Here is a 23,570-nt window from a genome sequence, read left to right as displayed (position 1 = left end):
TAGCGGGAAGATCGTTCAGTCTTTTGATTTTGAAGCCTGTCTGAACACACCCCATCAACAGCATTCAACAAACTGTCGGTGAGAATGCACCAGGGGCTAATTGCTCCTGTACCATGCGTTCAGTGTCCCTTGCGCTGTTCCTTGGGCCATTGCTGGCCCTTGATCTTCAATTTGCCAGCATTTTTGATCCTGTTCAGGAGACAGTGCCCGGAACCCCGCAAGCCACACAAGCCACACAAGCCCATTTTTCCCATTCAACTTTTCCACCCATGCTGTTGGGGGTTAATCAACAGAATTTTTGGAGAACGTTGTTCATGGCCCCACTGAGTCAGGATTCAGCCGATCGCCCCAAATCCAGCCCCCTTCCCGATCGCCCCTCCGGTTGGCAGCGGTGGCGGGAAAGCGTGCAAATTATCGGCATTGCCCTGGTGCTGGCCCTGTTGATTCGCACCTTTGTGGCAGAACCGCGTGTCATCCCTTCTGAGTCGATGTATCCCACCTTGGCCGTGGGCGATCGGTTGGTGGTGGAAAAAATTTCCCACTGGTTCCGGCCCTTGCAACAGGGCGACATCGTGGTTTTTGCGCCGCCGCCCCAACTGCAAGCCCTTGGTTACCCCCGCGATCAAGCATTTATTAAGCGGGTCATTGGGTTTCCGGGTCAAACCATCGCCGTCAAAAACGGCCAGGTTTATGTGGACGGCCAACCCCTCACGGAGCCTTACACCCTGGAGCCACCCACCTACGAGTTAGCGCCCGTCACCGTTCCTGCACAAATGTTGTTTGTCATGGGTGATAACCGCAACAATAGCAATGACTCCCATGTGTGGGGCTTTTTGCCGATCGAAAACGCGATCGGGCGGGCCTGGTGGCGGTTCTGGCCGCTCGATCGGTTCGGTCTCACCAGCCGCTAGCCCCACCGCTAGCCCCACCGCTAGCCAGAAAAGCGACCCAACCCACCGCTTGAATCCAAGATGGCTCTGTGTCAGTTTTCTTGGATTGCAAATGATTTTGCTCAAACGCAATTTAAATTCAACTGCTTTAATCGTTTTTAATTGTTAATTCGACTATTTCAGCCGCTTCAATCCTATTGACTCGATTTTTGAAGACTTTTCTCACTCCATAGCCATTTTTCAATAGACTTTGCATCATCCGTTGGCAGCCATCCCAGCCATCCAGGTAGCTTCCTGACCCCGATCGCTCCATGACCGTTGCCGACTCATTTTCCTGGTATTTTGACCCCTCTTCTAGGCCTATCAATCCCCCTATGGATGATTGGGATTTGTCGCCTCCGCCGCCCTCCGAAATGGGGGATCGCGAGGTGCTGTTGGATGGGATGCATCTGGCCGGCCGGCGCATTGCCCTCCTCGTTTGTGGCAGCATTGCCGCCTATCGATCGCCCGATGTGGCCCGGGCCCTACGTCGCCAAGGAGCGGATGTGGTGGCCTTTGTGTCGAAGGAAGCCCGCCGCTACGTCACCTTGGAGGCCCTGGAATGGAGCACCACAAATCCGGTGGTCACCAGGCTCACGGCGGCGGCCGAACACCTCAGCGATGCTCACCCCTTCGCAGCTTACTTAGTGGCCCCCGCCACCTACGACACGATTAATAAAATGCGGCTGGGGATTGCCGATGGCGTGGTGACGGCGACCCTGGCTTCGGCCATTGGGCGCATGGAGGCGGGCCGCACGGAGGTGTTGGTGGCTCCGACGATGCATGGCACAATGCACAACTCTCTCCTGACGGATTCGTTGCAGGCCCTGCGATCGATTGGGGTACGGATGATTCAACCCCGCCGCGCCTATGGCAAGAACAATTTGCCCGATCCGCAAACTATTGTGGTACATGTTTGTCGGCTGCTGAGTCGATCGCCCCTGCGCGGTGTGCCGGTGATGGTGACCGGTGGGCCAACGCCGGTTCCCTTGGATGCCATTCGTCGAATTACCAACTGCTTCACGGGGCAACTGGGGATTGAAATCGCCAAAGAACTCTATCTCCGGGGATCCCAAGTGCATCTAGTACATGGGGCGGGCAGCACCGCGCCACCGGACTGGATACCCCACACCATTACACCGACCTATCACGACTATCGCGATCGGGTGTTGTCGCTGTTGCAGGAGCGGGATTATCGGTTTGGGATTTTTTCGGCGGCCGTGGCGGACTATCAACCCGTGCAAATTCACCCGGGCAAAATTCCCAGCGGCGGCCAGTGGAAGACGATTCAACTGCAACCCACAGAGAAGGTGATTGACCTGGTGAGCGAGTTGGCCCCCCAGTTGGGTTTGATCAGCTTCAAGTATCAAGAGGGGGTGACTCACGAAGCCCTGATGCAAATTGCCCACGATCGACTCCAGCGGGGTCACTTGGCAGTGGTGGCCAATCGGGGGAATGAGACGGGGCCCCGGGGAGAACAGGTGGCCTATTTGGTCACCCGGGATCGATCGCCCCTGCGGATGTTAGACAAGCCGGGAATTGCCATGGGCATTGCAGATTGGCTAGAAAGCCTGTTCTAGGTTTTGGCTGATTTTTTGCCTAATTTCTGGTCTCAAGGTCTTGTCCTAATTCCTGATTTCAATCTCCAAATCTTGGCGAATGGCGATGGCTAACGGCTCGCAAAGCCGTGGGGCCGGGGCGCGGGTTAGCCGATTTGGAACGATCGGTGCGATGCTATAGGCGCTCGCAATTGCCCAAGGGGACGGCCCCAAAAACATGCAACCTGCGCATATATCGTTTAAAACCGATTGAGATTGAGATTGCGATCCTGCTGAAATACTGTTGAGAGACTGCTCAAACAAGCTTGCCCATATGCGCTTGAGGTGGGCAAGTTTTAGCTCGCGGCTGGATAGCGGTGCTGGGCAAACAGTTCCCGCAATTCCTGAAATTTCAGCAGTTCCGGCAGTCCAAGCAATTCAAGCAGTGCAAGCAACTGAGTGGGTTCATCGCCAGCGCTCACCCCGGTCGATCGATTCCCCGATCGCCCAGGGGCCGATCGCGTGATGTTGAGGAGTTAGAACACAATGGTTTATGCGGCTGGGGTTAGTGGTTCGGGAAGCATCGGGTTGACGTGGGATGCGGGCACGTTGGCGAGTTGGTTCGATCGCTACCTGGCTCCCCATGGCATCCGCACCAAGGTTTCGGCGCAAATGACCGGCCAGATTGATGTGTGGGTGGAGTGCCAGCAAGAACCGGAGCGCGATCGGTTGGTGCGGTTCATTTGCCACCGACTCCATGGCTTGAATTTGGCGGCGGTGGAAGGGGTGCGGATCATGGCCCGGCGCGTGGGTCAGCCGGAATTGCTGTGGCAGCAGTCGGTGCAGTTGGAGCAGCGGCCGGGCCTCAATTCCACGGCCTATTATCAGCAGGTGTTGCCCCGATCGCCCGAGCAGCAGGTGATGCAACGCTTGGCCCATAGCTGGTTGGTGGCGCGAGATGGTTGGTCTGCGCTGGCGACGGCCACGCGCGATCGCTGGCGATCGCCCGTTGGTATGGATCTGGGCACTATTTCCCAATGGTTGCAGCCGGTGGGGCAAAGCTTGGGGGCTGGGCTAACGGTCGATCGACTCAATGGTCGCTGCTTGGTGGTGGAAGTGAAGTTGCCGCCAGAGGCCGCGATGGCAGCAACGGCCGCCGAAGTCACCTCCAGTGATGGGGAAAGTCTGGCGACCTCAAACACTTCAAGCAGCCCTTCAGACAGCACCTCAGACAGCGCCTCAAAATCCCTGAGCCAACCCTACATTGTGCAAACCATTTGCCGACGACTGTGGCAATTTAACGCCTCAGAACAAGGCCAAGTCAGCGGCGTGCGGATTCGGGCCACGGTGGCAGGGCAGGTGGATCCCTTCTGGCAGCAAACGATTCGGATTGCAGCTCCGGCGGGCCGGCGGGAGTTAGGGCTAGCGGGATTAACCCAATGGGCTACGGATCCGGCCCTGGAACCCATTTGGCGATCAGTGCTGTTGGGCGGGGCGACGATCGTGCCCTTTGTGTTGGCCCTGTGGTTGGCTAGTTCGTCACCCGATGCCACCCGATCGCGCCCCCAACAACCCTTGGCCAGCCCTCGCAGCGGCAATTCCACGGAGCAGGTCTTGCCCCTGCGCCCGGCGATCGCCCCCGTGGCCAGTCGGGTGCGGCAGGTGCGGCCACCCGTGGTGCAGGGAGCTTTGGAACTGTTGCCGGTGGTGAATCACCCACCCGCCAATCCCACCGATCCGGCGGTGACCTTGATGTTTGGGGGAGATGTGACCCTGAGCGATCGGGTCAAGCGACGGTTAGGGGGAGATTGGTCGGCGGCGTTGGCCCAGTTTCCCGAGTCCCGATCGGTCGATGTGGCCATGGTGAATTTGGAAAACCCAATTACGGATGCTGACCGTAAGCGATCGGGCAAGCGTTTCAATTTCCGTGCGGAACCGGAATCGGTGGCCGCCCTGGAAGCGGGGGGCATTGACCTGGTGACGCTGGCCAACAACCACACGATGGACTATAACCGGCCGGGTTTGTTGGACACCTTGGCCGCCCTGGATCAAAGCGACATCCACGCGATCGGGGCCGGAGAAAACATCACCGAAGCCCGTCGCCCCAAAATTTTGGAGGTGAAGGGTCAACGGATTGCCTACTTTGGCTATTACAACGCCCATTGGCACGCGGCCACGGAAACCAGCGCGGGCACTAACCCACGCGAAAACGAGGCCTTGGCGGCAGATATTCAAGCCGTGCGCGATCAGGTGGATTGGGTGGTGGTGAATTTCCACTGGGGCGAAGAATTGGCACGCTATCCCGCTCCCTACCAACGGTCGATCGCCCGGCGAGCCATTGATGCGGGGGCGGATTTGGTGGTGGGTCACCATCCCCATGTGCTGCAAGGCGCTGAGGTTTACAAGGATCGGGCGATCGTCTATTCCCTGGGTAACTTCATTTTTGGTGGCCATTCGCGCAGCACCTACGATACGGCGGTGCTGAAGGTGGCCCTGCGTGATCGCCAAATGAAGGTGGACTTTGTGCCGGTGCGGGTGCAAAACTATCAACCCCGGGTGGCTAAGGGCGATCGGGCTAAGGAGATTTTGCAGGAGCTAACCTACATTTCCCGCCGGTTTGACCAACCCCTGACCCAATCCATGGTGTTGACGGCGAGATCGGCTCCCAATCTGACTCCCAATTCTGGCTCGGGTGATTTTGTCTCAAACAGTCCCAATTCTGGCAATCCTGGTTCCAGCGCCCTCCCAATGACGATCGCCCCAACGGCTCCACTGACAGCCACCGGAGATCGCCCCCAACCCCAACTGCCGAGCTTCACCCGCTCGGCCGCAACCACCAACGGGCAATCGCCGATCGTGGTCGCCCCCTTGCCCAGCCCCGCAGCGGCTCCAATGCCCAGCAGCTCGCCCGCCGTGGCCAGTGCCCCGATCGCTCCTCAGCGCCCCTCTCAAGCGGGGGCTAACCCCATTAGCCCTTCTGACGGCAGCGCGATCGGCCAACGAATCCAAGCCACTGGTCAATCGGCACGCGATCGACTGGCGCAATTGATGACCGCCGTGGAATTGAGCGAACTGGTGCGCAATGCAGAAGCCCCCACGGATGAAGCGTTGGGGCCTAGCAACCGTTCCGTGGCGGCCATCACGGCTCCGGCAGGAAACCCATCAGCAACACCTAGCCCCATGGGCAGCAACCCACGCCGATCGATTTCCTTTGAAATTGGCCCAGAGGCAACCAGCTCAGAGCCGGCCGCCGGGCGATCGACCACCAGCCCTCAACTACCCTTTACGGCCCCTACCCAATCGGGAGCCACGCAGGACAGCGGGTTCACGGCCGCACCATCTTCGATGCCTGCCAACTACAGCAGCCTCAGCCTGCCCGCGTTGGTGAAGTCAGCAGCCGATCGGGCCCAGGCCATCCTGGAACCGTAGCGATTGGTTCGCTCCCATGGTTCCAGGTTCAGGCTTGGGGCGATCGGGGCTGGCATTGAGGGCAAACATGGCTCGATCGACCCGCAATCCGCAACCGCTCGATCGCCGTGCCACAAACGCGGCAGGGTTGCCCCTTGCGGTTATACACCCAAGCTTCCCCGCCGTAGTTACCGTTTACCCCTTCCAGGTTCACAAAATCGCTAAAGGTTGTGCCGCCCGCCGCCAAGCTGGCTTCCAGCACTTGCCGAATTTGCTGATGGAGCTTGCCAACCTGTTCCATGCTCAGGTCTGCGGCCCTGGTTTCTGGCCAAATGCCTGCCAAAAAAAGGGATTCATCGGCGTAGATATTGCCCAAACCGGCCACTAGGTCTTGATCCAGCAGGGTGGCTTTGATGGTTTTGTGGCGTTTTCGCAGCCGCTCCGCAAAGTAATCGATCGAAAAAGTCGGGTCAAAGGGTTCTGGGCCCAACTTCGCTAAACCGGTGATCACTTGCTCGATCGGGCGATCGGGTGACACCCACCACAAATGCCCAAACGTGCGCTGATCCACAAACCGCAATTCTCGCTCGACCGCGTTAGAGCGCAGTCGCAACCGAATCCGCGTGTGCTGATGCACCGGAGTCGCCGGATCCACCCACAAAAACTGACCCGTCATTCGCAAATGGGCCCCCAACCAGCCGGCTGGCCGTTGCGCTCGCTGCAACTCGCCCAGCAAATACTTGCCCCGTCGTTTCCAGCTCACCAAGCAACAACCCTGCAAGCCCGCTAAAAACGCCTCGGGTTCCGGGGCCGCCACCGCCCGATCGAGCAGCACTTCACCCCCCACAATCAGCCAGCCGGGAGTTGCTGTGGCCAACCCCCGCCGGACGGTTTCTACCTCTGGCAGCTCTGGCACAACATCCCCCGGCCTTGCAAAGAACCAACCCACGAATCAGACCAAGGCCAGCAGCCTTGGCTTGCGAAACGCTGCCACCATTCCCAACGGGCGATCGCAGCAGTGATTCGCCTATTTTTTCGCAGCAGCCTTCGGTGCTTCCACCACTTCCAGCTCTTCGGGCGCGAAGTTGTTGGTGTTAATGTTCGAGTAATTGACCTTATCAAAACGGACAATTACCGAGTATTTGATGCCGCTTTGGTCGATCGAAGCAACCGTGCCCACATCCCGATACCAGTACGACTCGGGGCGCAGAACCCGCACCTTAGCACCGCGTTGAACCGCCATAGGTTTATCTTCCTTTGGTTTATTTTTCTCTCTTTTGACCCCATCCCCAGGCTTAAGACTTGGGGATTTTGGCCCTAAATTAAACAGCCGAAACTGTTTAATTCGTCCATGGGTTGACGCTGCATTGATCGCCCCCAGAAATCTGGATGAACCCGATCGGCGCGTCGATGTTGAGTCTCGGACTGACTGCCCGTGACGATCGCACCCACATCGGAAGGACAGCCCAGAAGGCCAGTCCTATTGAGTCCCGTTTAGGGTGAAGTGGCTGCTCTCTAGGCTACTATCGCCCAGCCAACGACTAAAGGGGTGAGGTTTTAAGTTTTATTACTCGCTAAACCGAGAGCAGCCAACCAGGGCATTGATTCGGCTGTTGATTTGGGCATTGACTCGGCCGTTGATCAAGCCATGATTGATCGGGCCATGGTTGATCGGGCTATCGATCTGAGAACTGATCCGAGAACTGACCCGAGAACCCTGAATCGGAATCCTTGCCCATCTAGTTGTCGCCAACGTTGGGCCAAACACAATCCCCCGCCCATTCCCGCTTGAAGCCCAGGCGCGATCGATTGGGAACCGTCAAAATCACAGGATTCGTTTGCTCATCGGCCAAGTTGTAAGCCTGGAGGTGTTGCTGAGTGGTGATGTTGCAATAGTACCGACGACTGCCCACGGTGTAGAGAAGCTGCCAAATATTGCGCCAGTTGCTTTCGCGATAGATGCCATCGGGCCAAGGGCAAATCCCTGTATCCGTCCGACCCCGATCGAACGTGGAGCGATCGCCCACCACCCGCACCACACCATCGCCCCCAAAAGCCGTCAACTGATCGCGATTCATCACGCGGCACATGCGACCATCCCCCGCAACCCAACGGATGGTGGAATCGCTCATTCGCCGATAAAAGCCCGGTGGCCAACTTTGTTGGGCGTTACTCGGTAACGAATTACCGACCATGACCACCGCAGCGGTGGCCGCCATGCAAGTTGTGGCCAAAACGGCCCGGATCCACGTTGTTCGCGTTAAACCAGCCATGTCCTCACTCCTTTCTGGTTCACTTCTTCCTCGCCCGGATACGTGGCTCAACCATCGCTGAACCGTTCTAAACCTTGAGCACCCGAGGACTCTCTCCACAGCCTTTAACCATGAAGAATCGGGAACTGCGGATACCCAAAACCATCAGCAGCCACCAGTCACCCAAACGACAACATCAGGGTTTTAGAAATTTGATAACAGACCGTCAGGCAAATTTGGTTCAGCAAACTTGGTTCAGCAAACTTGATTAAGCAATTTTGATTAAGCAATTTTGGCTGAATAATTCTGGTTGGGCAATTCTGACCAAGCAATTCTGGTTAGGGAATTTTGGCCGGGCCAGTGGGTTTTAGCAATTGCTTGAGCGACTGTGCTGAAGCAATCCCTAACGCATGGCGATCGGTTGGGCACTGTCGCCCACATTTTTCGCCACTTCTTGGCCGTATTGCTCAAAAATCACCACCGGATCCAGAGTCTTGCTCAGTTCCACCCGCTTCACCAAAACCTGGCCATTGGCAATTCGATCGCCCACATTCACGTAGCGCTCGGAGTTCTCACCGGGAATTTGCACAATGATTTGGAATTGATCGCCCACTTGCACCACACCAGTCACCCGCAAACTGAGGGCATCCGTGGGCGAAGGAGGTGCGGGCGGCTGGCTGGGAACCGTCACAGGCGGCACTTGTGGCCGCGCAGCCACCGGAGAGCGAGCAGGCGTGGGACGACGCACCGCCGGCCGCGGCTTGGGCGGATCAACCAGCGTTGGCGGTGGATAGCCTCGGAAATCGCGGCCTTCCACATCGGTTTCCGGCTCTTGCCAAGTGGGGGATGGAATGGCAATCGGTCGGGGGGATTGGGTCACACTGGGGCCCACAGGGCTGCCATCCGGCAACTTGGCCAGGGGCTGCACTTGCAGCGGAATCGCAAAGGGATCGCGCCGACTGTTCTTGCTATTTTGCTGAATTTCGGTTTGGGTTTGTTTCGCCCTTGCGTCGATGTTGGTGGGCTGAATGAACCGCTGGATGGTAGGTACGGCCGTCTTGGGGCGACCGGCAACCATGGGCGATTTGAAGTCAGCCTTGGGCACGGTGGCAGTGGGCGCATCCGTACCGCTGGCGGGGGACGCAGTTGGGCTGGCCTCGTCAGTGGTTGCAGTGTCTGTGGGGCCACCACAACTGGTGGCTGCCACCAGCAGGGCTACGGCTGCCCCAAACCGTACCAGGCTGGGCATAGGTGAATTCTCCGATGGTTGAGTCCGCGGGATGGTTGAGTCCAAGGGACTGAGCTGCCCAGCATTGTAACCAATGGCTAGGCGATCGTCTCGTTTTCTGGGCCCCGATCTCCAATTGGCCCTGGGTTCGGCAATGTTGCTTCGGAGGCGGCCTCAATCGGGTTGAGAACTGGCCTCTGGAAGTTGCTGAGTGGTCAACGCTTAATCGTCAACCGTCTAGTCGTCAACCGTCTAGTCGTCAACCGTCTAGTCGTCAACGTTTAACTGTCGGTTAATCGTCAACGGGTTCCATCATGTCCTTCAAGGACTCTAGCCCCTTGCGCACCCGACGGGAAACGGTCACAGCACTGATCCCCATGCGATCGGCCACTTCTTTTTGGGTCAAGTCATGGAGAAAAACAAATTCCAGAATCTGGCGAGTGCGCTCTTCTAGCTTGACCAAAGCTTGGTTCAAACGCAGGCGGTCTTCTTCGGCCAGTTGGAAGCTGCGATATTTACGATCGGGGAGCGTATCCCCCAAGGATGACGGTTCCTCTTCGTCGCTGCGTACCGGCGCATCCAGGCTAAGGGGCGATCGATTTTGACGAGCCAGCTCCACATGTTGCCACTCGCTCAGCTCAATCCCGAGGGCTTCCGCAATTTCCCAATCATTGGGCTGGCGGCCCAGGGATTCCCGCAAGTTGCGGGTGATGGTGGCGGATTGTTGCTGGAGTTCCAACCAGCGGCGAGGAATCCGAATTGAACTACTGCGATCGCGGAGGTAGTGCTGAATTTCGCCCCGAATGTAGGGAAGGGCAAAGGAGCTAAAGGCATTGCCCTTGCTAGCATCAAACCGCTCGATCGCCCGAATTAGGCCAATGCTGCCAATTTGGAGCAGATCTTCGTAGCTTTCCTGGCATTGGGCAACCCAGTGGGCCGCTTCTTTCTTCACCAGGCCAAAGTTCAGCTCAACCAAGCGATTGCGCAGTTCCGTTGAGGGACAGGCCCGATAGGCGTTCAGCAACTCCAAACTGCGGGCGCGCAGGTCGTTGGGCGCAATACAAGCAGGACGAGCAGCCATGGTTACTAGCAGGGTAGTGCGTTGACTTTAGGGGGTCTGACACCCTGTTTCTTAGTGTATGGCCATTGCTACCCGATCGCTGTGATTCATAGCACAGCAAAACCGCGTTGTGGTTTTCTGGCTGGGATCACCGATCCATCAAACTTCGGCCCCAGTCGCTTACCCCGTTAATTGATTTCATCTCACTGATCAAGTATCGCAAAACACCTATCGCAAAACACCTATCGCAAAACACCCGACTGCAGCCCCAAGCTCCCCTTAGCCTCGATTCAGGTGCTGATTTGATTGACCGATCAATTGACCGATCGATGGACCGATCCACGGAGAGGGCCGCTCAGCAATCCATGCAATTCAAGCAAACTAAGTGAATGGCTTGGCAGTGAGGGCTTAGCAGTGAGGGCTTGGTCTCTGCGCTTAATTTAGGCCTCCACTTCCAAAGACTGAAACACCAAGCCCAAACTTTGGAGCCGAGCCACAGCTCGTTGGTGTTCTTGCTCCACGGCGGGTAACCACCGCTGGGCGAGGGCGAGGTCTCCTTGCTTCGCAGCGGTTTCGATTTGCTGGCTGGTTTGATACACCAACAGGGCCCCCATAGTTCCGCTGGTGGACTTGAGGGAATGGGCCGCATCCTTCAGGTGGGCCGTGTTGCCATTGCTCAGGGCCGATCGCACCTTTTCCAGCAACATGGGAGAATCGCGTAAATAGAGTTCGATCGCCTCATCCAGCACCTCTACCTCCCGCAAGCTGCTCAGGATTTGCTCATCCAAAATGGGTTCCTGGTCGGCCACCCACCCCGAAGGCAAGGGCGACCCGGCCAGCTCCGAGGCTGCTCGGTCAACCACCAGGTCAGGCTCCGGCCCAATCCCATTTCGTTCCACAGAGCTGGTATGGGCTAGCGCCTCAGGGGCAACCGGTTCGGATTCACCGCTCACCAGGGCCGTCACCAATTGCGGCAGGGCGATCGCCACGGCTCCCGCACCGTTCTCCGTCACCGCAGGCAACACCGAATCGGGCAAAGTTGGCGGTTCCGGTGCAGTTTCGCCGGTTCCCCCTTGGGCAAACCCCCGAGAAGGACAGCGCCCCAAAGCCTCCGCCAACTTCTGAATCCGGATAGGCTTGCTGATGTAATCATCCATCCCTGCTCGAATACAAGCCTCCCGATCGCCCTGCATAGCGTTAGCAGTCATGGCAATGATGTAGGGCCCCTGCTCTGTCACCCACTCCTGTCGGATCCGCTCCGTGGCTTCCAGCCCGTCCATTTCCGGCATCTGCATATCCATCAGCACCACGTCATAGGGTTGACGACGCAGGGCCTCTAGCACCTCGATCCCATTGCCCGCCACATCAGCCCGATATCCCATGCGCTGCAAAATCTGCAACGCCACCTTTTGGTTCACCGCATGGTCTTCCGCCAGCAAAATCCGCAGTGGGTGGAACTCAGCCATGTGGGAATCCACGTCAGCCATGACCGATCGAGCGGCCACCGTTTCCGCCGTGCGTCCGCCCAACACCGTCACGATCGCGTTGTAAAGCTGAGATTGCTTGATGGGTTTGTTCACCACTGCCGCAAAAACCGGCGAGGCACTGCGCTCCTGATAGCCCATTGGAGCCATGGCAATCATCCGCAACGGCGTTGTTTTGGGTAGCGCCAAATCCTGCAACCGTTGGGCCAACTGCAAGCCGTCCATCTGTGGCATTTGCAAATCCAGCAGCGCCAAGTCAAAGGATTGTCCCCGCATCATCCAGGCGATCGCCTCCTGAGGCGAGGCGGTGCTCTGGGTCACCGTGCCCCAGGCCTCCACCTGCCGCACCAAAATATCCCGATGGGTAGCGTTGTCATCCACAATCAGCACCCGCTTCCCTTGCAGATAGGGCTGGACTTCGTAGAAATCCACCAGGGACGCATAGGGAGCCGCCGCCGCCACGATCGTGAAGTGAAAAACAGAGCCTTTACCCAGTTCGCTTTCCACCCACATGCGCCCGCCCATCATTTCCGAGAGCCGCTTGCTGATGGCTAGCCCCAACCCTGTGCCGCCATATTGGCGAGTGGTGGAAGAGTCCACTTGGCTGAAGGATTTGAACAGGCGGTTCATGCGATCGCTCGGAATACCAATGCCCGTATCTCGCACCGCAAAGTGAATGTCGTACAGCGGTGCGTTGTAGTCGTGGGAACGGGTTGGCGGCAGGGTGCTATCACTTTGCAGCAAGGCATTCGATTCGTCGCTGGTGGTGTGGGGCTTGGCTTCCACCTGAATCACCACTTCCCCCCGGGCCGTGAACTTGACCGCATTGCCCACCAAGTTCACGAAAATTTGGCGCAGGCGCGTGATGTCCCCCACGATTAGGTTGGGGACGGCTGACCCCATCCAGTAGGCCAAATCCAAGCCCTTGTCGCTGGCTTTGGCGGCTAACAAATCCAGGGACTCTTCAATACAACTGCGCAGATCGAAGGGTTGCGACTCCAAATCCAGCTTGCCGGATTCGATTTTGGAAAAGTCCAGGATGTCGTTGATGATGGCCAACAGGGCATCGCCGCTACTGCGAACGGTTTCCACAAAGTCCCGCTGCTGACTGGTCAGCTCCGTATCCAACAGCAATCCGGTCATCCCAATGACGGCGTTCATGGGAGTGCGGATTTCGTGGCTCATGGTGGCCAAAAATTCGCTCTTGGCTCGGGTGGCCTCTAGGGCTTGGTCGCGGGCCCGGGCCAGGTCGTCGGCGGCTTGCTTGCGTTCCAATTCACCACCAATCCATTGCCCCATCAGCTCCAACAGACCAATATCAACGGCTTTGAAGGGCTGGTTACGGGTTTGATTGCTCCAAAAGCAGAGGGTGCCGTAACCCCGACGGCCGACGGTGATCGGTGTGCCAAGGTAGGCTTCGATTTCCAGGGCCGCATCGACGGCGGTGGGGCCAAGCTGGGCCAGGGATTTGGACTCGAAATACAGCGGCTCTTCGCGGGCAACGGCAATCTGAAAGATGGTGTTGCGCAGGGGGAACCGATCGCCCGCTTGCCAGTTCCAGGTGCTGGGCATTTGGGCGCGATCGCCCGTGTGAAAGATGCCCACCACGCGACATTGCAGATCGCCCACGGCAGCCATGCCGCCGTTATAGTCTGTGGGGTCTGGATCCGGGAGGGTGGCAAATCGATCGTCAATTTCCACCAGCAGCCCCAGTTCCAAGCCAAATTGCTCGCAACCCATTTGCAGCAACCGTTGCAATCGATCGTCAAAGGTCAGTTGGCGGGCGGCGGCAATTTGATAGAGACGACGGATGGAACTTTCGCTGTCACGCAGATCTTGCTCCACCTGTTTGCGGGGGGTGATGTCCCGCGAAACGGACAACGTGCCCTGAAATTCGCCGTTGTGGGAGTCGTAGATGGCGCGGCTGGTGGTTTCAAACCAGATGTAGAACCCATCGTGGCGGCGAATTCGATATTGGGTGGTGTAGGTGGCTTTGCGATCGCGGGCGTGCTGGTCTTCTTCAATGAGGCGAGCGCGATCGGCCGGATGGATAAAGTCCCAACGCTGTTGCCCCACCATTTCTTCCGGGTGATAGCCCAACAGGGCCATGCAGGCGGGGGAGGCATAGATATAAACATTGTCGGCCGTTTGCCGGGAGATCAAGTCGGTGGAGTTCTCCGCCATGATCCGGTAGCGCTCTTCGACGCTCGATCGCTCCCGCTGGAATCGATCGAGCGCCTCCAGCATCTCATCGATATTGTTGGCCAGAAGACCCAGCTCGTCGCTGCCAGGCATTTCTAAGCGGGTGGCCAGGTTGCCGCTCTGGCCAATGGTGGCCACCGCAGTGCTGAGGCGGGTTAAACGGGCAAGCACCAATTTCTCGATCGACAGCAGGGCCACGCCCCCAAAGAGCACCCCACAAAACACCGTGGCGGCTCCCAAGTAGCGGATAGCCCGTTGGCTACGGTGATAAATCTCCCGAGGCAGCGTCACCTCCAAAATTAGGGCCGGTTCCCCTTCTAGGTTCCGCAGCAGAATTTCCGCTCGCAACAGATCCAAGGATCCCAGGGCCGTGATGGAAATTGGGCTGCGGGCCAAACCGGGCCGGCTCACCTCCAGGGTCATGGGCTGGCTGAGGGTTCCAGAGTCCGCGGTCTGAAATTGCTCTAGGCTGACCGCCGGCCGCAGGGAAAGCTGTAACTCCACCCCCTCCGCCAGGCGATCGATTTCCACCTGATCCAACCAACGGCCCACCACCAACGCGCCGCGAATGGGGCCGGCCCCTTGACTGGTGACGATCGGGCGGGCCGCCACCATCAACACCCCTTCTGGCAGGGACACCAACCCTGAAATTACACGATCGGGCTGATCTTGTTGTAAAAGCGTCGTTTGGCCCGGCCCAGCCAAATAGTCCAGCAGGGAGCGATCGGCCGGTTGCAACCGGCCCCGCGTCGCATCAAATCCTTGGCTGTAGAGCACTTGCTTCTGGCGATTCACAATCGCGATCGCGTTCAGCCGCAAAGCCGTAAACGTGCGATCGATCAGATTGGACTGGATATAAGCAGGGTTGCGCGTTTCGATGAATTCATAGGTGTCGTCCCACTCCGCATATTCCTGAGCCGCCACCGCCAGACTGTCGAAATCCGCCGAGAGGGCATCCATGGCCCGTTGAGCATCTTGGCGCGCATATTGCACCTCCAGGGCCCGAAAATCCCCAGAGACCAACACCGACAGCGCAATGCAGAGCGTCACGATCGACACCACCGCCGCCATCCCCACAATCGCCAAGGTTTTTCGGCGTAAGTTCACGCGATCACCCTCCTGGCCCCCTGATAGTTCCGCCACATCAGCCCTCGGCCAATAGATTCGGGCCAACATCGCTGACTTGACCTGACCCATGGTTGACCACAGGGTTGATCGATCCACTGACCCCGATCGGCTGGAGACCCCTGGGTCTCGGCCGGTGGTTTCGGTCGAACCTGACTTGGAAGCTGCCATGGCGACTGCACAACGATTTGCAACAGCAACGGCAAATGCACCTGAATAAATTCGCGATCAATCAATTGGAGACTTAATTGGCGACCAATCAATTCGCGACAATGGTTCGGAGCGCACTCCCACGCCCAACTTAACCCTAGTGTCATCCCGTAGGGTTCTAACTCAAGCATAGGAGGGGTGAAACCCCTAGCTTCAAATTGCCCTAGTCGCGAGCAATTACTAACCATTCACTCGTCCAACAAGAATTACTCAGGCAGGTGTTTGCGTTGCTACTCCTCAATTGCCACAGCAGCGAGGCAATGGTCGGGATAATGCCTCAATCGATTCGCACAGAGCCGCATAGAGAGCCAATTGTTGCAGCCTTATAGAAAGCCAATTGTTGCAGCCTTACATCAACTTGTGACCTTACCCCCAACATCAGACACCCAACCCCAAGGCTGAACCAAGCCGTAGACTCTTGCGGGATTGCGGCCTCAGCGGCCCCCAACAGCAATGATCGCTCGATTCGATCCCGATTTTGCCGAATTCTCCGAACCGATTTGCCTCCCAAACGGTTTTGTTGCATCACTTTCGACCAGCCCCAATCCCATTGACATTGAATAGGCTTCCCCTTACCCCCGGCGCGGACTCCCCTGATCAACCGCTATGGGGGGTGAGACCCATCATTGAGATCTAGAAATCGATTTTAACGGTTCCCAGAGCAAGACTCCGTAGAATTTCGAGCTAGACCTCAATTTCTCCCTCGAACTTTGTTACACAAAGGGCCCATTCATTCCGAAATCGAAATTGAGCGTGCTGAATAGGGAAACTGGGGTCAGTTTCGGGGGCTGTTGGGGGCAGGGCTAGGAGCGGCTGACTGTTGGTGGCTGCAAATCGTTGACCCAAAGCTGACAAGAAGCTGACAAGAAATTGATAACCGTTGCAATCCCCTTGAGCCAATTTTACGGCGATCGCCTGGCTAGCCAGGGAGATTCCGATCACAATTGCCCCCACTCCTTTGGCGGATGTTCCCGATCGCCCCGGCACAGCTTGCGGCCCCTGGGTCTCCCTCAAGGGTCAGGCCACCGATCATGAGCCATTCATCGAAAACGAGGCCTGAATCGAGAAACCTGAATCGAGAAGCCCGAATTGAGAAGCCTGAATCGAGAAGCCTGAGTCGAGAACATTTACGAAGGCTTTTACGAAGGCTTCAGCGTTGCCGCGATCCAGGAAAATAAACCGTCTATAGTGTCTTTAAGTCCCTGCCGTAGCCTATGACCGCCTCTCAGTCCCGTCGCGATCGCCTGGAGTATTTCGATCGGCTGATTTCCCAGGTCATTTTGAACCGCCAACACCCCATCAGCGGCCTAATGCCCGCCAGCACCGCCGTTAATATCCATGGGGACTACACCGATGCTTGGGTACGCGATAACGTCTACAGCATCTTGGCGGCCTGGGGGCTGGCGCTGGCCTATCGCAAGGCGGGACTCGAAGCGGGACGCGGCTACGAAATTCAGCAGAGCGTGGTGAAGCTGATGCGGGGGCTGTTGTCATCGATGATGCGGCAAGCCCACAAGGTGGAGCGCTTTAAGCACACCCAAGATCCGTTGGATGCGCTCCATGCCAAGTACGATACGAGCACGGGCAACACGGTGGTGGCCGATGACGGCTGGGGCCATCTACAGATTGATGCCACCTCGGTATTTTTGTTGATCTTGGCGCAAATGACGGCCTCGGGCTTGGAGGTGATTTACACCACTGACGAGGTGAATTTCGTCCAAAATCTGGTCTATTACATTGGACGCGCCTACCGCACGGCCGATTACGGCATTTGGGAACGGGGAAACAAGATTAATCACGGCAACCCGGAGCTAAACGCCAGCTCGATCGGGATGGCGAAGGCGGCGTTGGAAGCGCTGAATGGCTTTGATCTGTTTGGGGCAAGGGGATCGCAATTATCCGTGCTGCATGTGCTGGAGGATGAAATTGCCCGATCGCGGGCCACGCTGGAATCCCTGTTGCCGCGCGAGTCGGCTTCTAAAGAGGTGGATGGGGCCCTGTTGAGCATCATTGGTTTCCCGGCGTTCGCGGTGGATGATGCGAATTTGGTCGATCGCACGCGGCGGCAAATTGTCGAAAAACTGGAGGGTCGCTACGGCTGCAAGCGGTTCCTGCGGGATGGTCACCAAACCGTTCTTGAAGACACCAGCCGCCTGCATTACGAACCCTACGAACTCAAGCGCTTTGAGCATATTGAGTGTGAGTGGCCGCTGTTTTGGACCTATTTGCTGCTGGATGCCCTGTTTCGGGGCGATCGGGACAGGGCCTTGGACTACCACCACCGATTGCAAGAGGTGGCCGTGGAACGGGAGGGATTCGCCCTGTTGCCGGAAGTCTATTATGTGCCAGAGGAGGCGATCGCCGCCGAACAGGCCAACCCCGGTTCCCAAACCCGCTTGCCCAACGACAACGTACCCCTGGTTTGGGCCCAATCCCTGTGGCTGCTGGGTCAGTTGGTGTTGGAAGAGCTGATCGATGTGGCGGATTTGGATCCCCTCGGCCGGCGATCTCGCCCGGGAGCCGTGCGGGAACCGTTGGTGCAAATGGTGTTGCTGGCGGAAGATGCGGCCTTGCAACATCAACTAGCAATCTACGGAATTGAAACCCAAACGCCGGATCAAGTGGCCCCGATCGAGGTGCGGCCCGCGCGGGATCTCTCGGCGGCCTATGCCCAAATCGGCCGCAACGAAGCCCTGGGCCTCACCGGGCGGCCCCTGCGGCGGCTGCGCACCCTCACCACGTCGCGGATTTTCTCGATTTGCGGCAAAACCATGGTCTTTCTACCCTCCTTCCTGGATCAGGAGCAGTTCTATTCGGGCGCAGATCCGGAGTTTTTGACCTCCCAAATTCGCAGCGAACTGGCTTACATTGCCCGCCAGTGGCGACAGTTGGGGCGGCCGACCATGACCCTGTTGCTGACTCGGGAAATGTTGGGATCCACAGAAGCCGACCTCGACACCCGATCGCCCCTGCTCTCCCTGATTGCGGACTTCAAATCTGGCAAATGCAACAATGTGCCGATTCGCCTGGGACGGCTGCAGTCCTTTGTGCTCACCGCCGGGAGCGAGCGGATTGATTTTCTCCACGGCTACGAATTCGAGCAATCCGTGGCCAATGGCACACCCTTGCCCCTGTCCCAATACCTGGCCTTTTCGGCGGCGGACACCAAACCCCTCAGCAGCCGCCAGGAATTTCAACTGGAGTCGGAAACCAATCCCAAGAGCTTGCTCACCCGGTTGCGGGCCACGGTGAACCTGTATGAGCAAATTGAGCTAATTCAAGACCTGTGGCGACTGGTGGGCCCGGATTTTGAGACGGGCTTTGCCGGGGACGATCGCGCCGTGCCGCTCAATCTGCTGGTGGAGGAAATCTATAACCGGGCCCTTCAGGGCTACAGCGTCGTGGAATCTGACGGGATTGCTCGCCATCGGCCCTATTGGGCAATTGTGCGGCGGGCGGCGGGCCTGCTGAACAAGGCGGACATTAACCTTTCGGATGCGGTGACTGATTTGCTGGTGCGGCAAAAGTTCATCGCCGTGGGCCGGGCTTACAGCGAGGGATCCTTGATCGATCGCCCCATGCCCCATGACGAGATCGTGGCCAAAATTGATGAATTTTGTGGGGAAGACATCCGCGATCGAGTCTTGAGCCAGGAAATTTTGGTGGCCTTGGGCGTGCTAATTAAGTCCAATCCGGCTCTGTTCAAAGGCTTTTTGACCCTCCGCACCAGCTATTTCCTGCTGCTGTTGGTGAGTGAATTGGGTCGCGAAATGCTCGTCACGCCCGATGAGGCCTACGAGCAACTGATGGAACTCAGTCCCTACGAGGTGCAATTGCGCTTGCGCCACGTGCTGGAGGGCTATCAGGGCGCAACTTTGGCCTTGCAACAGCAGGAATCGTTGCACCTGCGGGCCACGGGCCGGGCGATCGAATGGACAATTGTGCCGCAGCGGGAAGAGGGTTTGCCCCCCGCCGGGAGTTGGGCCCGTCAGCGGGAACTGGACGGCGCATTGAACCGCGTGCCCAAGGATTTTTATCCCCAGGTTTGGAACCTGTTGGGCCACTGCAAGGGCCTGGTGATTGGGGACAAGCTGGAACGTCGCAACCGGCTCGACAGTGCCTTGGTGTTGGCGGAAATGACCCCCGGCGAAAAGAACTTCGCCCTGCAAGTGGAACACCTGCTGAACAAGATTGGTGCGCCGCTTTACCGACAGATTTGTATGGAGGCGTTGGCGGAGTTGGCAGCCCTGACCGATCGCAACCCCGAGCTGCAAATTGATGATTACCTGGTGTTGGATGTGTTGGTGGGCCACGCGGTGCGGTTGGCCTGGCTCGATCGCCATCCCGAGGATGAACCCATTTACAACGAGCGTAAGGGTCAGGCCTGGCAACAGTTCTATGAAACGTCGCCCTACAATTGCGCCACCTTTATGGTGAAGGCCTTCCAGTTCCTGATCGAAATGGCGGAACAGTCGGCCCGCGATCGCGCTGAACAGGCGATCGATGAGTCCCTGGAGCCGGTGGGGTAATGGATTAGCCATTCCCACCCGTCCGCTTCAACAGCCCATCCTGAGGGCGATCGCCCAACCCGATCGCCCCGGCTGAAATCGGCCCTTATCACCCTCGCACCCATGCTGCTCCATCACTGGAAACTTCTGCGGTTGTTTGTCACCACCGCGATCGCGGCCGAAATGGAATATCGCGGCAACTTTCTCTTAGCCAGCATTTCCTCCGTTGGTGGGGGAATTGCCAGCGGCTTTGGGCTTTTTTTGTTTTATCGAACAGGCTACACCTTCCAAAACTGGAACTGGCATGAAGCACTTTTGGTGTTGGGGCTTTTTCTATTTTTACAAGGCTTTTCCAACACCTTTTTAGCTCCTAACCTCAACAGCATCGTGCGCCAGGTGGAGCTAGGAACTCTGGATTTTGTGTTGCTGAAACCCATCAGCAGTCAATTTTGGCTATCAACCCGCGCCGTTTCCCTCTGGGGCTTTCCTGACATTGCCCTCGGTTTGGGATTGATTTTCTATGCTGGGATCAATCTACAACTTCCCTGGTGGCAATATGGCTGGGCAATGTTGCCCCTCAGCTTTGGATTGCTAATTTTATATAGTCTCTGGTTTGTGTTAGGAGCCACCAGCATTTGGTTTACCAAAATCTATAACATTACGGAAGTGTTGCGGGGGCTGTTAGAAGCTGGGCGCTATCCCCTCACGGCCTATCCGGCGGCGTTTCGCTTCTTCTTTACCTTCATTGTGCCGGTGTTGTTTATGACCACTGTGCCGGCGGAAATTGCCTTGGGCCGCGATGCTTGGTTTTTGGTAGGAGTTTCAGGGTTGCTGGCGATCGGGCTGTTGTATTTGTCCAATCAATTTTGGCGGTTTGCCCTCCGGTTCTACACCAGCGCTTCTAGTTAGATTGCCGGTGAACCACGCGCAGCTCCGACCAGAAGCACTGGCCGGAGCTTTGGATGATAAATGGGTTTAAGGATGGGGGCAGAGGGGCTCGAACCCTCACGACCGTTTAGGGTCAACGGATTTTCATCTTCCTGTGGCTTTCGCCCCTGCACAATTCGGCCCGGGAGTCAGCAAAACTGCTCGATCGACCGTTTGGCGTTGAAGATTGGACTCTCCCTTTACCCTCGGCTGGTTACGTTAGGGTAGCTCCCGTCGAGTCTCTGCACCTTCCAAAGGAAAAGCCCGCGAGCTTTTTGTCCCTTCGGCTTGGCTCAGGATTGCCGTAGCGATCGGGGTGATCTGCGAACAACGTCCCAGAATTGGTTCCGTGCCTTAGGTTTCCCTGAGTTTGAGAGCTGCCACTCGATCGATTTCTCAACCGAGGCTCAATTGTCTTAAGTCCGTAGCGTCTACCATTCCGCCATGCCCCCTTAGTGGAGCCAATTGATCAGTTTAATTGATCAATTAAGCTGACTCGCCCCTAAGGACAACTCAAGTTAACGGGTAACGTTGAGCCGTCCCATCATACCTCGCAAAGGGGGACGAGAGGCAAGAGTTGAGCAACTCCTCAGTCTTGGCGAGATCTCTTGGCTAGATCTTTGAAAAGTCCCAATGGCTGCTCTGTACGCCCCCGCGATCCGCACAGACGAGGGGCTTAAGCCCCTTGCCCCCACTTAAGCCCCTTGCCCCCACTTTTGATGGCGATCGGTCAATTAATGGTGATCGGTTAGGGCCATTTGCCCCCACTTTTGATGGTGATCGGTCAATGAATGGTGATCGGTTAGGGCCATTGACTAATGCCATTGGCCGATCGCTAGGCATCTGGCGATCGACTAATGGTTGCAATTGTATTTTTTGAGGGGCCGATCGCCCTTGGAAGGGGAAGGGGAACGATAAAATGTGGTCTGGTTGTGGTCTGGTTACGGATAATGGCGCAGCGCTCAGGATCGCAACCGGAAATTAGGGGCCGATCGCTGGCTGCTAATGGGTTGCAAGGGGCTGCGGTTGTCCGTACGGGCTGAAGGATGACGTTCAGGCGAGGGTCTGGTTTATGGCTTTGACGGATTTGCCGATCGCGCTGATTTTGTATGTGGCACTGGCGGGGGCTTACCTGGTGGTGTTGCCGCTGGGCCTCTACGTTTATCTACAAAAACGGTGGTATGTGGCTAGCTCGATCGAGCGGCTCTTAGCCTACTTTGCGGTGTTTTTGTTCTTCCCCGGGCTGCTGTTGTTGTCGCCGTTTTTGAATCTGCGTCCCCAACGTCGGGCCGTTTAATACCTAGGATGCCTAGATTCTCCCGCTTGGGCGATCGCGCCAGGATGATGGGTTGGATGATGGTGAGCAATCGTGAGCAATTGACAGGGGCGATCGAGCAAACATGCGGCGAATTGACGCGATTCTGATTGGGTTAGGTGTCTTTTTGGGTGGGGGGCTGGTCTATGGTCTCCTGCAACTGGTGGGCATTGATGCCACCAATGCCGGCATCTGGACTCAGGCCGCGTTGGTAGTAGGATTGATGGGCTGGTTGCTGACCTATCTGGTGCGGGCCCTGACCCAAAAGATGACCTACTCCCAGCAGTTGCAAGACTACAAAGACGCGGTTTTGCAGAAGCAGTTGGAAGCACTGTCACCAGAGGAGTTGGCCGCCTTGGAAGCTCAACTGAAAGCGGAAGCGGCGGAAACGGATCGATCGAACCCGACCCATCCGTCACCCTAATCCGCATCCTTCGCTACCAACGCGCCGCCTGTTCCCCCCCCATTCCAAGCCAGCATCCTCAGCACCCAACAAGGGTTCACCCTGAATCCAGCATGTGGGCGAAGTTGCTGGCCGTTCTTGATGTCCTGACCACCGAGTTGATCGATCGCCTGCCACCATGACCGTCTCTGTTTCTGAACGCTTTGCCACCCTGCGCCAAGCAGAACGCTGTGCCCTGATCCCTTTCATCACCGCCGGGGATCCGAATTTGGCAACAACGGAGGAGGCCCTGCGGCGACTCGATCGGGCAGGAGCCGACCTGATTGAACTGGGTGTGCCCTACTCCGACCCCCTAGCGGACGGCCCCACCATCCAAGCGGCCGCCACTCGGGCCTTGGCGAACGGCACTCGCCTTGATGACGTGTTGGCACTGGTGCAGCGGGTGTCGCCGGAACTGTCCGCCCCGATCGTCCTGTTCACCTACTACAACCCGATTCTGAATCGAGGAATTGAGCAATTTATTCAAGACGTGAAAGTGGCTGGAGCGGCGGGCCTGGTCGTACCAGACTTGCCCCTCGAAGAAGCAGATGGCCTGCTGAAGCCAGCAGCGGCAGCGGGTTTGGAAGTCACTTTGTTGGTGGCCCCGACAAGTTCAAAGGATCGGATTGAAGCCATTGCCCAGCAGTCTCAAGGATTTATCTATTTGGTCAGTGTGACCGGAGTAACGGGAATGCGCAGCGAAATGCACGGGCGCGTTTCCGAAATTTTGGCCGCCATGCGCCAGGTTACTGATAAGCCGATCGGGGTAGGCTTTGGCATTTCCTCGCCGGAGCAAGCGGTGCAGGTGCGTACTTGGGGGGCTGATGCGGCGATCGTGGGTAGTGCTTTTGTGAAGCGATTGGCCGACGGCACGCCGGAAGCAGGTTTAGCCGCCGTTGAAGCGTTCTGCCGGGATCTGCGAGCCGCCCTTGATCAATGAGG

At 57.4% G+C, this 23,570-nt stretch carries 15 protein-coding genes; 8 read left to right on the top strand and 7 right to left on the bottom strand.

Annotated features, from left to right (window positions below):
- The first annotated feature begins 314 nt into the window (after nt 1-314).
- Both lepB and VPK24_RS00465 read left to right on the top strand, forming a co-directional pair.
- The gene (gene lepB / locus VPK24_RS00470) at nt 315-911 is read left to right on the top strand and encodes a signal peptidase I (RefSeq protein WP_393009737.1); all 597 of its coding nucleotides are present in this window, start codon (nt 315-317) and stop codon (nt 909-911) included.
- 353 nt (nt 912-1,264) lie between these two features.
- Complete coding sequence (locus tag VPK24_RS00465; protein WP_393009735.1) at nt 1,265-2,509, top strand: phosphopantothenoylcysteine decarboxylase domain-containing protein; 1,245 nt, start codon at nt 1,265-1,267, stop codon at nt 2,507-2,509.
- 314 nt (nt 2,510-2,823) lie between these two features.
- Here the strand turns inward: VPK24_RS00465 and VPK24_RS00460 are convergent, their stop codons facing one another.
- Nucleotides 2,824-2,949 carry a hypothetical protein gene (locus tag VPK24_RS00460; RefSeq protein WP_393009733.1) on the bottom strand — a complete coding sequence of 42 codons (126 nt, stop codon included), beginning with the start codon at nt 2,947-2,949 and terminating at the stop codon, nt 2,824-2,826.
- A 64-nt stretch (nt 2,950-3,013) separates the two neighbouring features.
- Here VPK24_RS00460 and VPK24_RS00455 point away from each other — a divergent pair, with 64 nt between their 5' ends.
- A complete protein-coding gene (locus VPK24_RS00455) occupies nt 3,014-5,896 on the top strand; it encodes a CapA family protein (protein WP_393009731.1) in 2,883 nt (960 codons plus the stop codon).
- Nucleotides 5,897-5,924: 28 nt separating this feature from the next.
- Here VPK24_RS00455 and VPK24_RS00450 read toward each other — a convergent pair whose 3' ends face one another.
- The 6 genes from VPK24_RS00450 to VPK24_RS00425 all read right to left on the bottom strand — a co-directional run bounded on the left by VPK24_RS00450 (nt 5,925) and on the right by VPK24_RS00425 (nt 15,397).
- Entirely contained in the window at nt 5,925-6,791 is an 867-nt protein-coding gene (locus VPK24_RS00450) for a DNA-formamidopyrimidine glycosylase (RefSeq protein WP_393009729.1), read from the bottom strand.
- 111 nt (nt 6,792-6,902) lie between these two features.
- The gene (locus VPK24_RS00445) at nt 6,903-7,118 is read right to left on the bottom strand and encodes a photosystem I reaction center subunit IV (protein WP_099535372.1); all 216 of its coding nucleotides are present in this window, start codon (nt 7,116-7,118) and stop codon (nt 6,903-6,905) included.
- A 496-nt stretch (nt 7,119-7,614) separates the two neighbouring features.
- Complete coding sequence (locus VPK24_RS00440) at nt 7,615-8,148, bottom strand: hypothetical protein (protein WP_393009727.1); 534 nt, start codon at nt 8,146-8,148, stop codon at nt 7,615-7,617.
- Between the two features lie 382 nt (nt 8,149-8,530).
- Nucleotides 8,531-9,376, bottom strand: a complete 846-nt coding sequence (locus VPK24_RS00435) for a hypothetical protein (protein WP_393009725.1) — start codon at nt 9,374-9,376, stop codon at nt 8,531-8,533.
- A gap of 271 nt (nt 9,377-9,647) precedes the next feature.
- Nucleotides 9,648-10,436, bottom strand: coding sequence for an RNA polymerase sigma factor SigF (locus tag VPK24_RS00430; protein ID WP_099535378.1), 789 nt, complete (start codon nt 10,434-10,436; stop codon nt 9,648-9,650).
- 419 nt (nt 10,437-10,855) lie between these two features.
- Nucleotides 10,856-15,397: a response regulator gene (locus VPK24_RS00425; protein ID WP_393009723.1), complete on the bottom strand. Its 4,542-nt coding sequence runs from the start codon at nt 15,395-15,397 to the stop codon at nt 10,856-10,858.
- A gap of 1,253 nt (nt 15,398-16,650) precedes the next feature.
- On the opposite strand from VPK24_RS00425, the gene VPK24_RS00420 reads away from it, so the two are divergent.
- The 5 genes from VPK24_RS00420 (at nt 16,651) to trpA (ending at nt 23,568) form a co-directional block, all read left to right on the top strand.
- Nucleotides 16,651-19,965, top strand: a complete 3,315-nt coding sequence (locus VPK24_RS00420) for a glycoside hydrolase family 15 protein (RefSeq protein WP_393009721.1) — start codon at nt 16,651-16,653, stop codon at nt 19,963-19,965.
- 105 nt (nt 19,966-20,070) lie between these two features.
- A complete protein-coding gene (locus tag VPK24_RS00415) occupies nt 20,071-20,853 on the top strand; it encodes an ABC transporter permease (protein ID WP_393009894.1) in 783 nt (260 codons plus the stop codon).
- 1,090 nt (nt 20,854-21,943) lie between these two features.
- On the top strand, nt 21,944-22,168 hold the full coding sequence (ndhL, locus tag VPK24_RS00410) for an NAD(P)H-quinone oxidoreductase subunit L (RefSeq protein WP_393009719.1): 225 nt from the start codon (nt 21,944-21,946) through the stop codon (nt 22,166-22,168).
- 103 nt (nt 22,169-22,271) lie between these two features.
- The gene (locus VPK24_RS00405; protein ID WP_393009717.1) at nt 22,272-22,610 is read left to right on the top strand and encodes a DUF3007 family protein; all 339 of its coding nucleotides are present in this window, start codon (nt 22,272-22,274) and stop codon (nt 22,608-22,610) included.
- Between the two features lie 157 nt (nt 22,611-22,767).
- Nucleotides 22,768-23,568, top strand: a complete 801-nt coding sequence (trpA, locus tag VPK24_RS00400) for a tryptophan synthase subunit alpha (RefSeq protein ID WP_393009715.1) — start codon at nt 22,768-22,770, stop codon at nt 23,566-23,568.
- Nucleotides 23,569-23,570 lie beyond the last annotated feature (2 nt).

The sequence above is a fragment of the Limnothrix redekei LRLZ20PSL1 genome, assembly GCF_043235035.1.
Lineage (GTDB): Bacteria > Cyanobacteriota > Cyanobacteriia > CACIAM-69d > CACIAM-69d > CACIAM-69d.
The sequence above is the reverse complement of the archived record's forward strand: the minus strand, read 5'-3'. Positions and strand labels throughout refer to the sequence as shown.

Bases quoted from the DNA above. Each gene is read 5' to 3' on its own strand.
- lepB (WP_393009737.1), top strand. From the start codon at position 315: ATGGCCCCACTGAGTCAGGATTCAGCCGATCGCCCCAAATCCAGCCCC.
- VPK24_RS00465 (WP_393009735.1), top strand. From the start codon at position 1,265: ATGGATGATTGGGATTTGTCGCCTCCGCCGCCCTCCGAAATGGGGGAT.
- VPK24_RS00455 (WP_393009731.1), top strand. From the start codon at position 3,014: ATGGTTTATGCGGCTGGGGTTAGTGGTTCGGGAAGCATCGGGTTGACG.
- VPK24_RS00445 (WP_099535372.1), bottom strand. From the start codon at position 7,118: ATGGCGGTTCAACGCGGTGCTAAGGTGCGGGTTCTGCGCCCCGAGTCG.
- VPK24_RS00440 (WP_393009727.1), bottom strand. From the start codon at position 8,148: ATGGCTGGTTTAACGCGAACAACGTGGATCCGGGCCGTTTTGGCCACA.
- VPK24_RS00435 (WP_393009725.1), bottom strand. From the start codon at position 9,376: ATGCCCAGCCTGGTACGGTTTGGGGCAGCCGTAGCCCTGCTGGTGGCA.
- VPK24_RS00430 (WP_099535378.1), bottom strand. From the start codon at position 10,436: ATGGCTGCTCGTCCTGCTTGTATTGCGCCCAACGACCTGCGCGCCCGC.
- VPK24_RS00425 (WP_393009723.1), bottom strand. From the start codon at position 15,397: ATGGCAGCTTCCAAGTCAGGTTCGACCGAAACCACCGGCCGAGACCCA.
- VPK24_RS00420 (WP_393009721.1), top strand. From the start codon at position 16,651: ATGACCGCCTCTCAGTCCCGTCGCGATCGCCTGGAGTATTTCGATCGG.
- ndhL (WP_393009719.1), top strand. From the start codon at position 21,944: ATGGCTTTGACGGATTTGCCGATCGCGCTGATTTTGTATGTGGCACTG.
- VPK24_RS00405 (WP_393009717.1), top strand. From the start codon at position 22,272: ATGCGGCGAATTGACGCGATTCTGATTGGGTTAGGTGTCTTTTTGGGT.
- trpA (WP_393009715.1), top strand. From the start codon at position 22,768: ATGACCGTCTCTGTTTCTGAACGCTTTGCCACCCTGCGCCAAGCAGAA.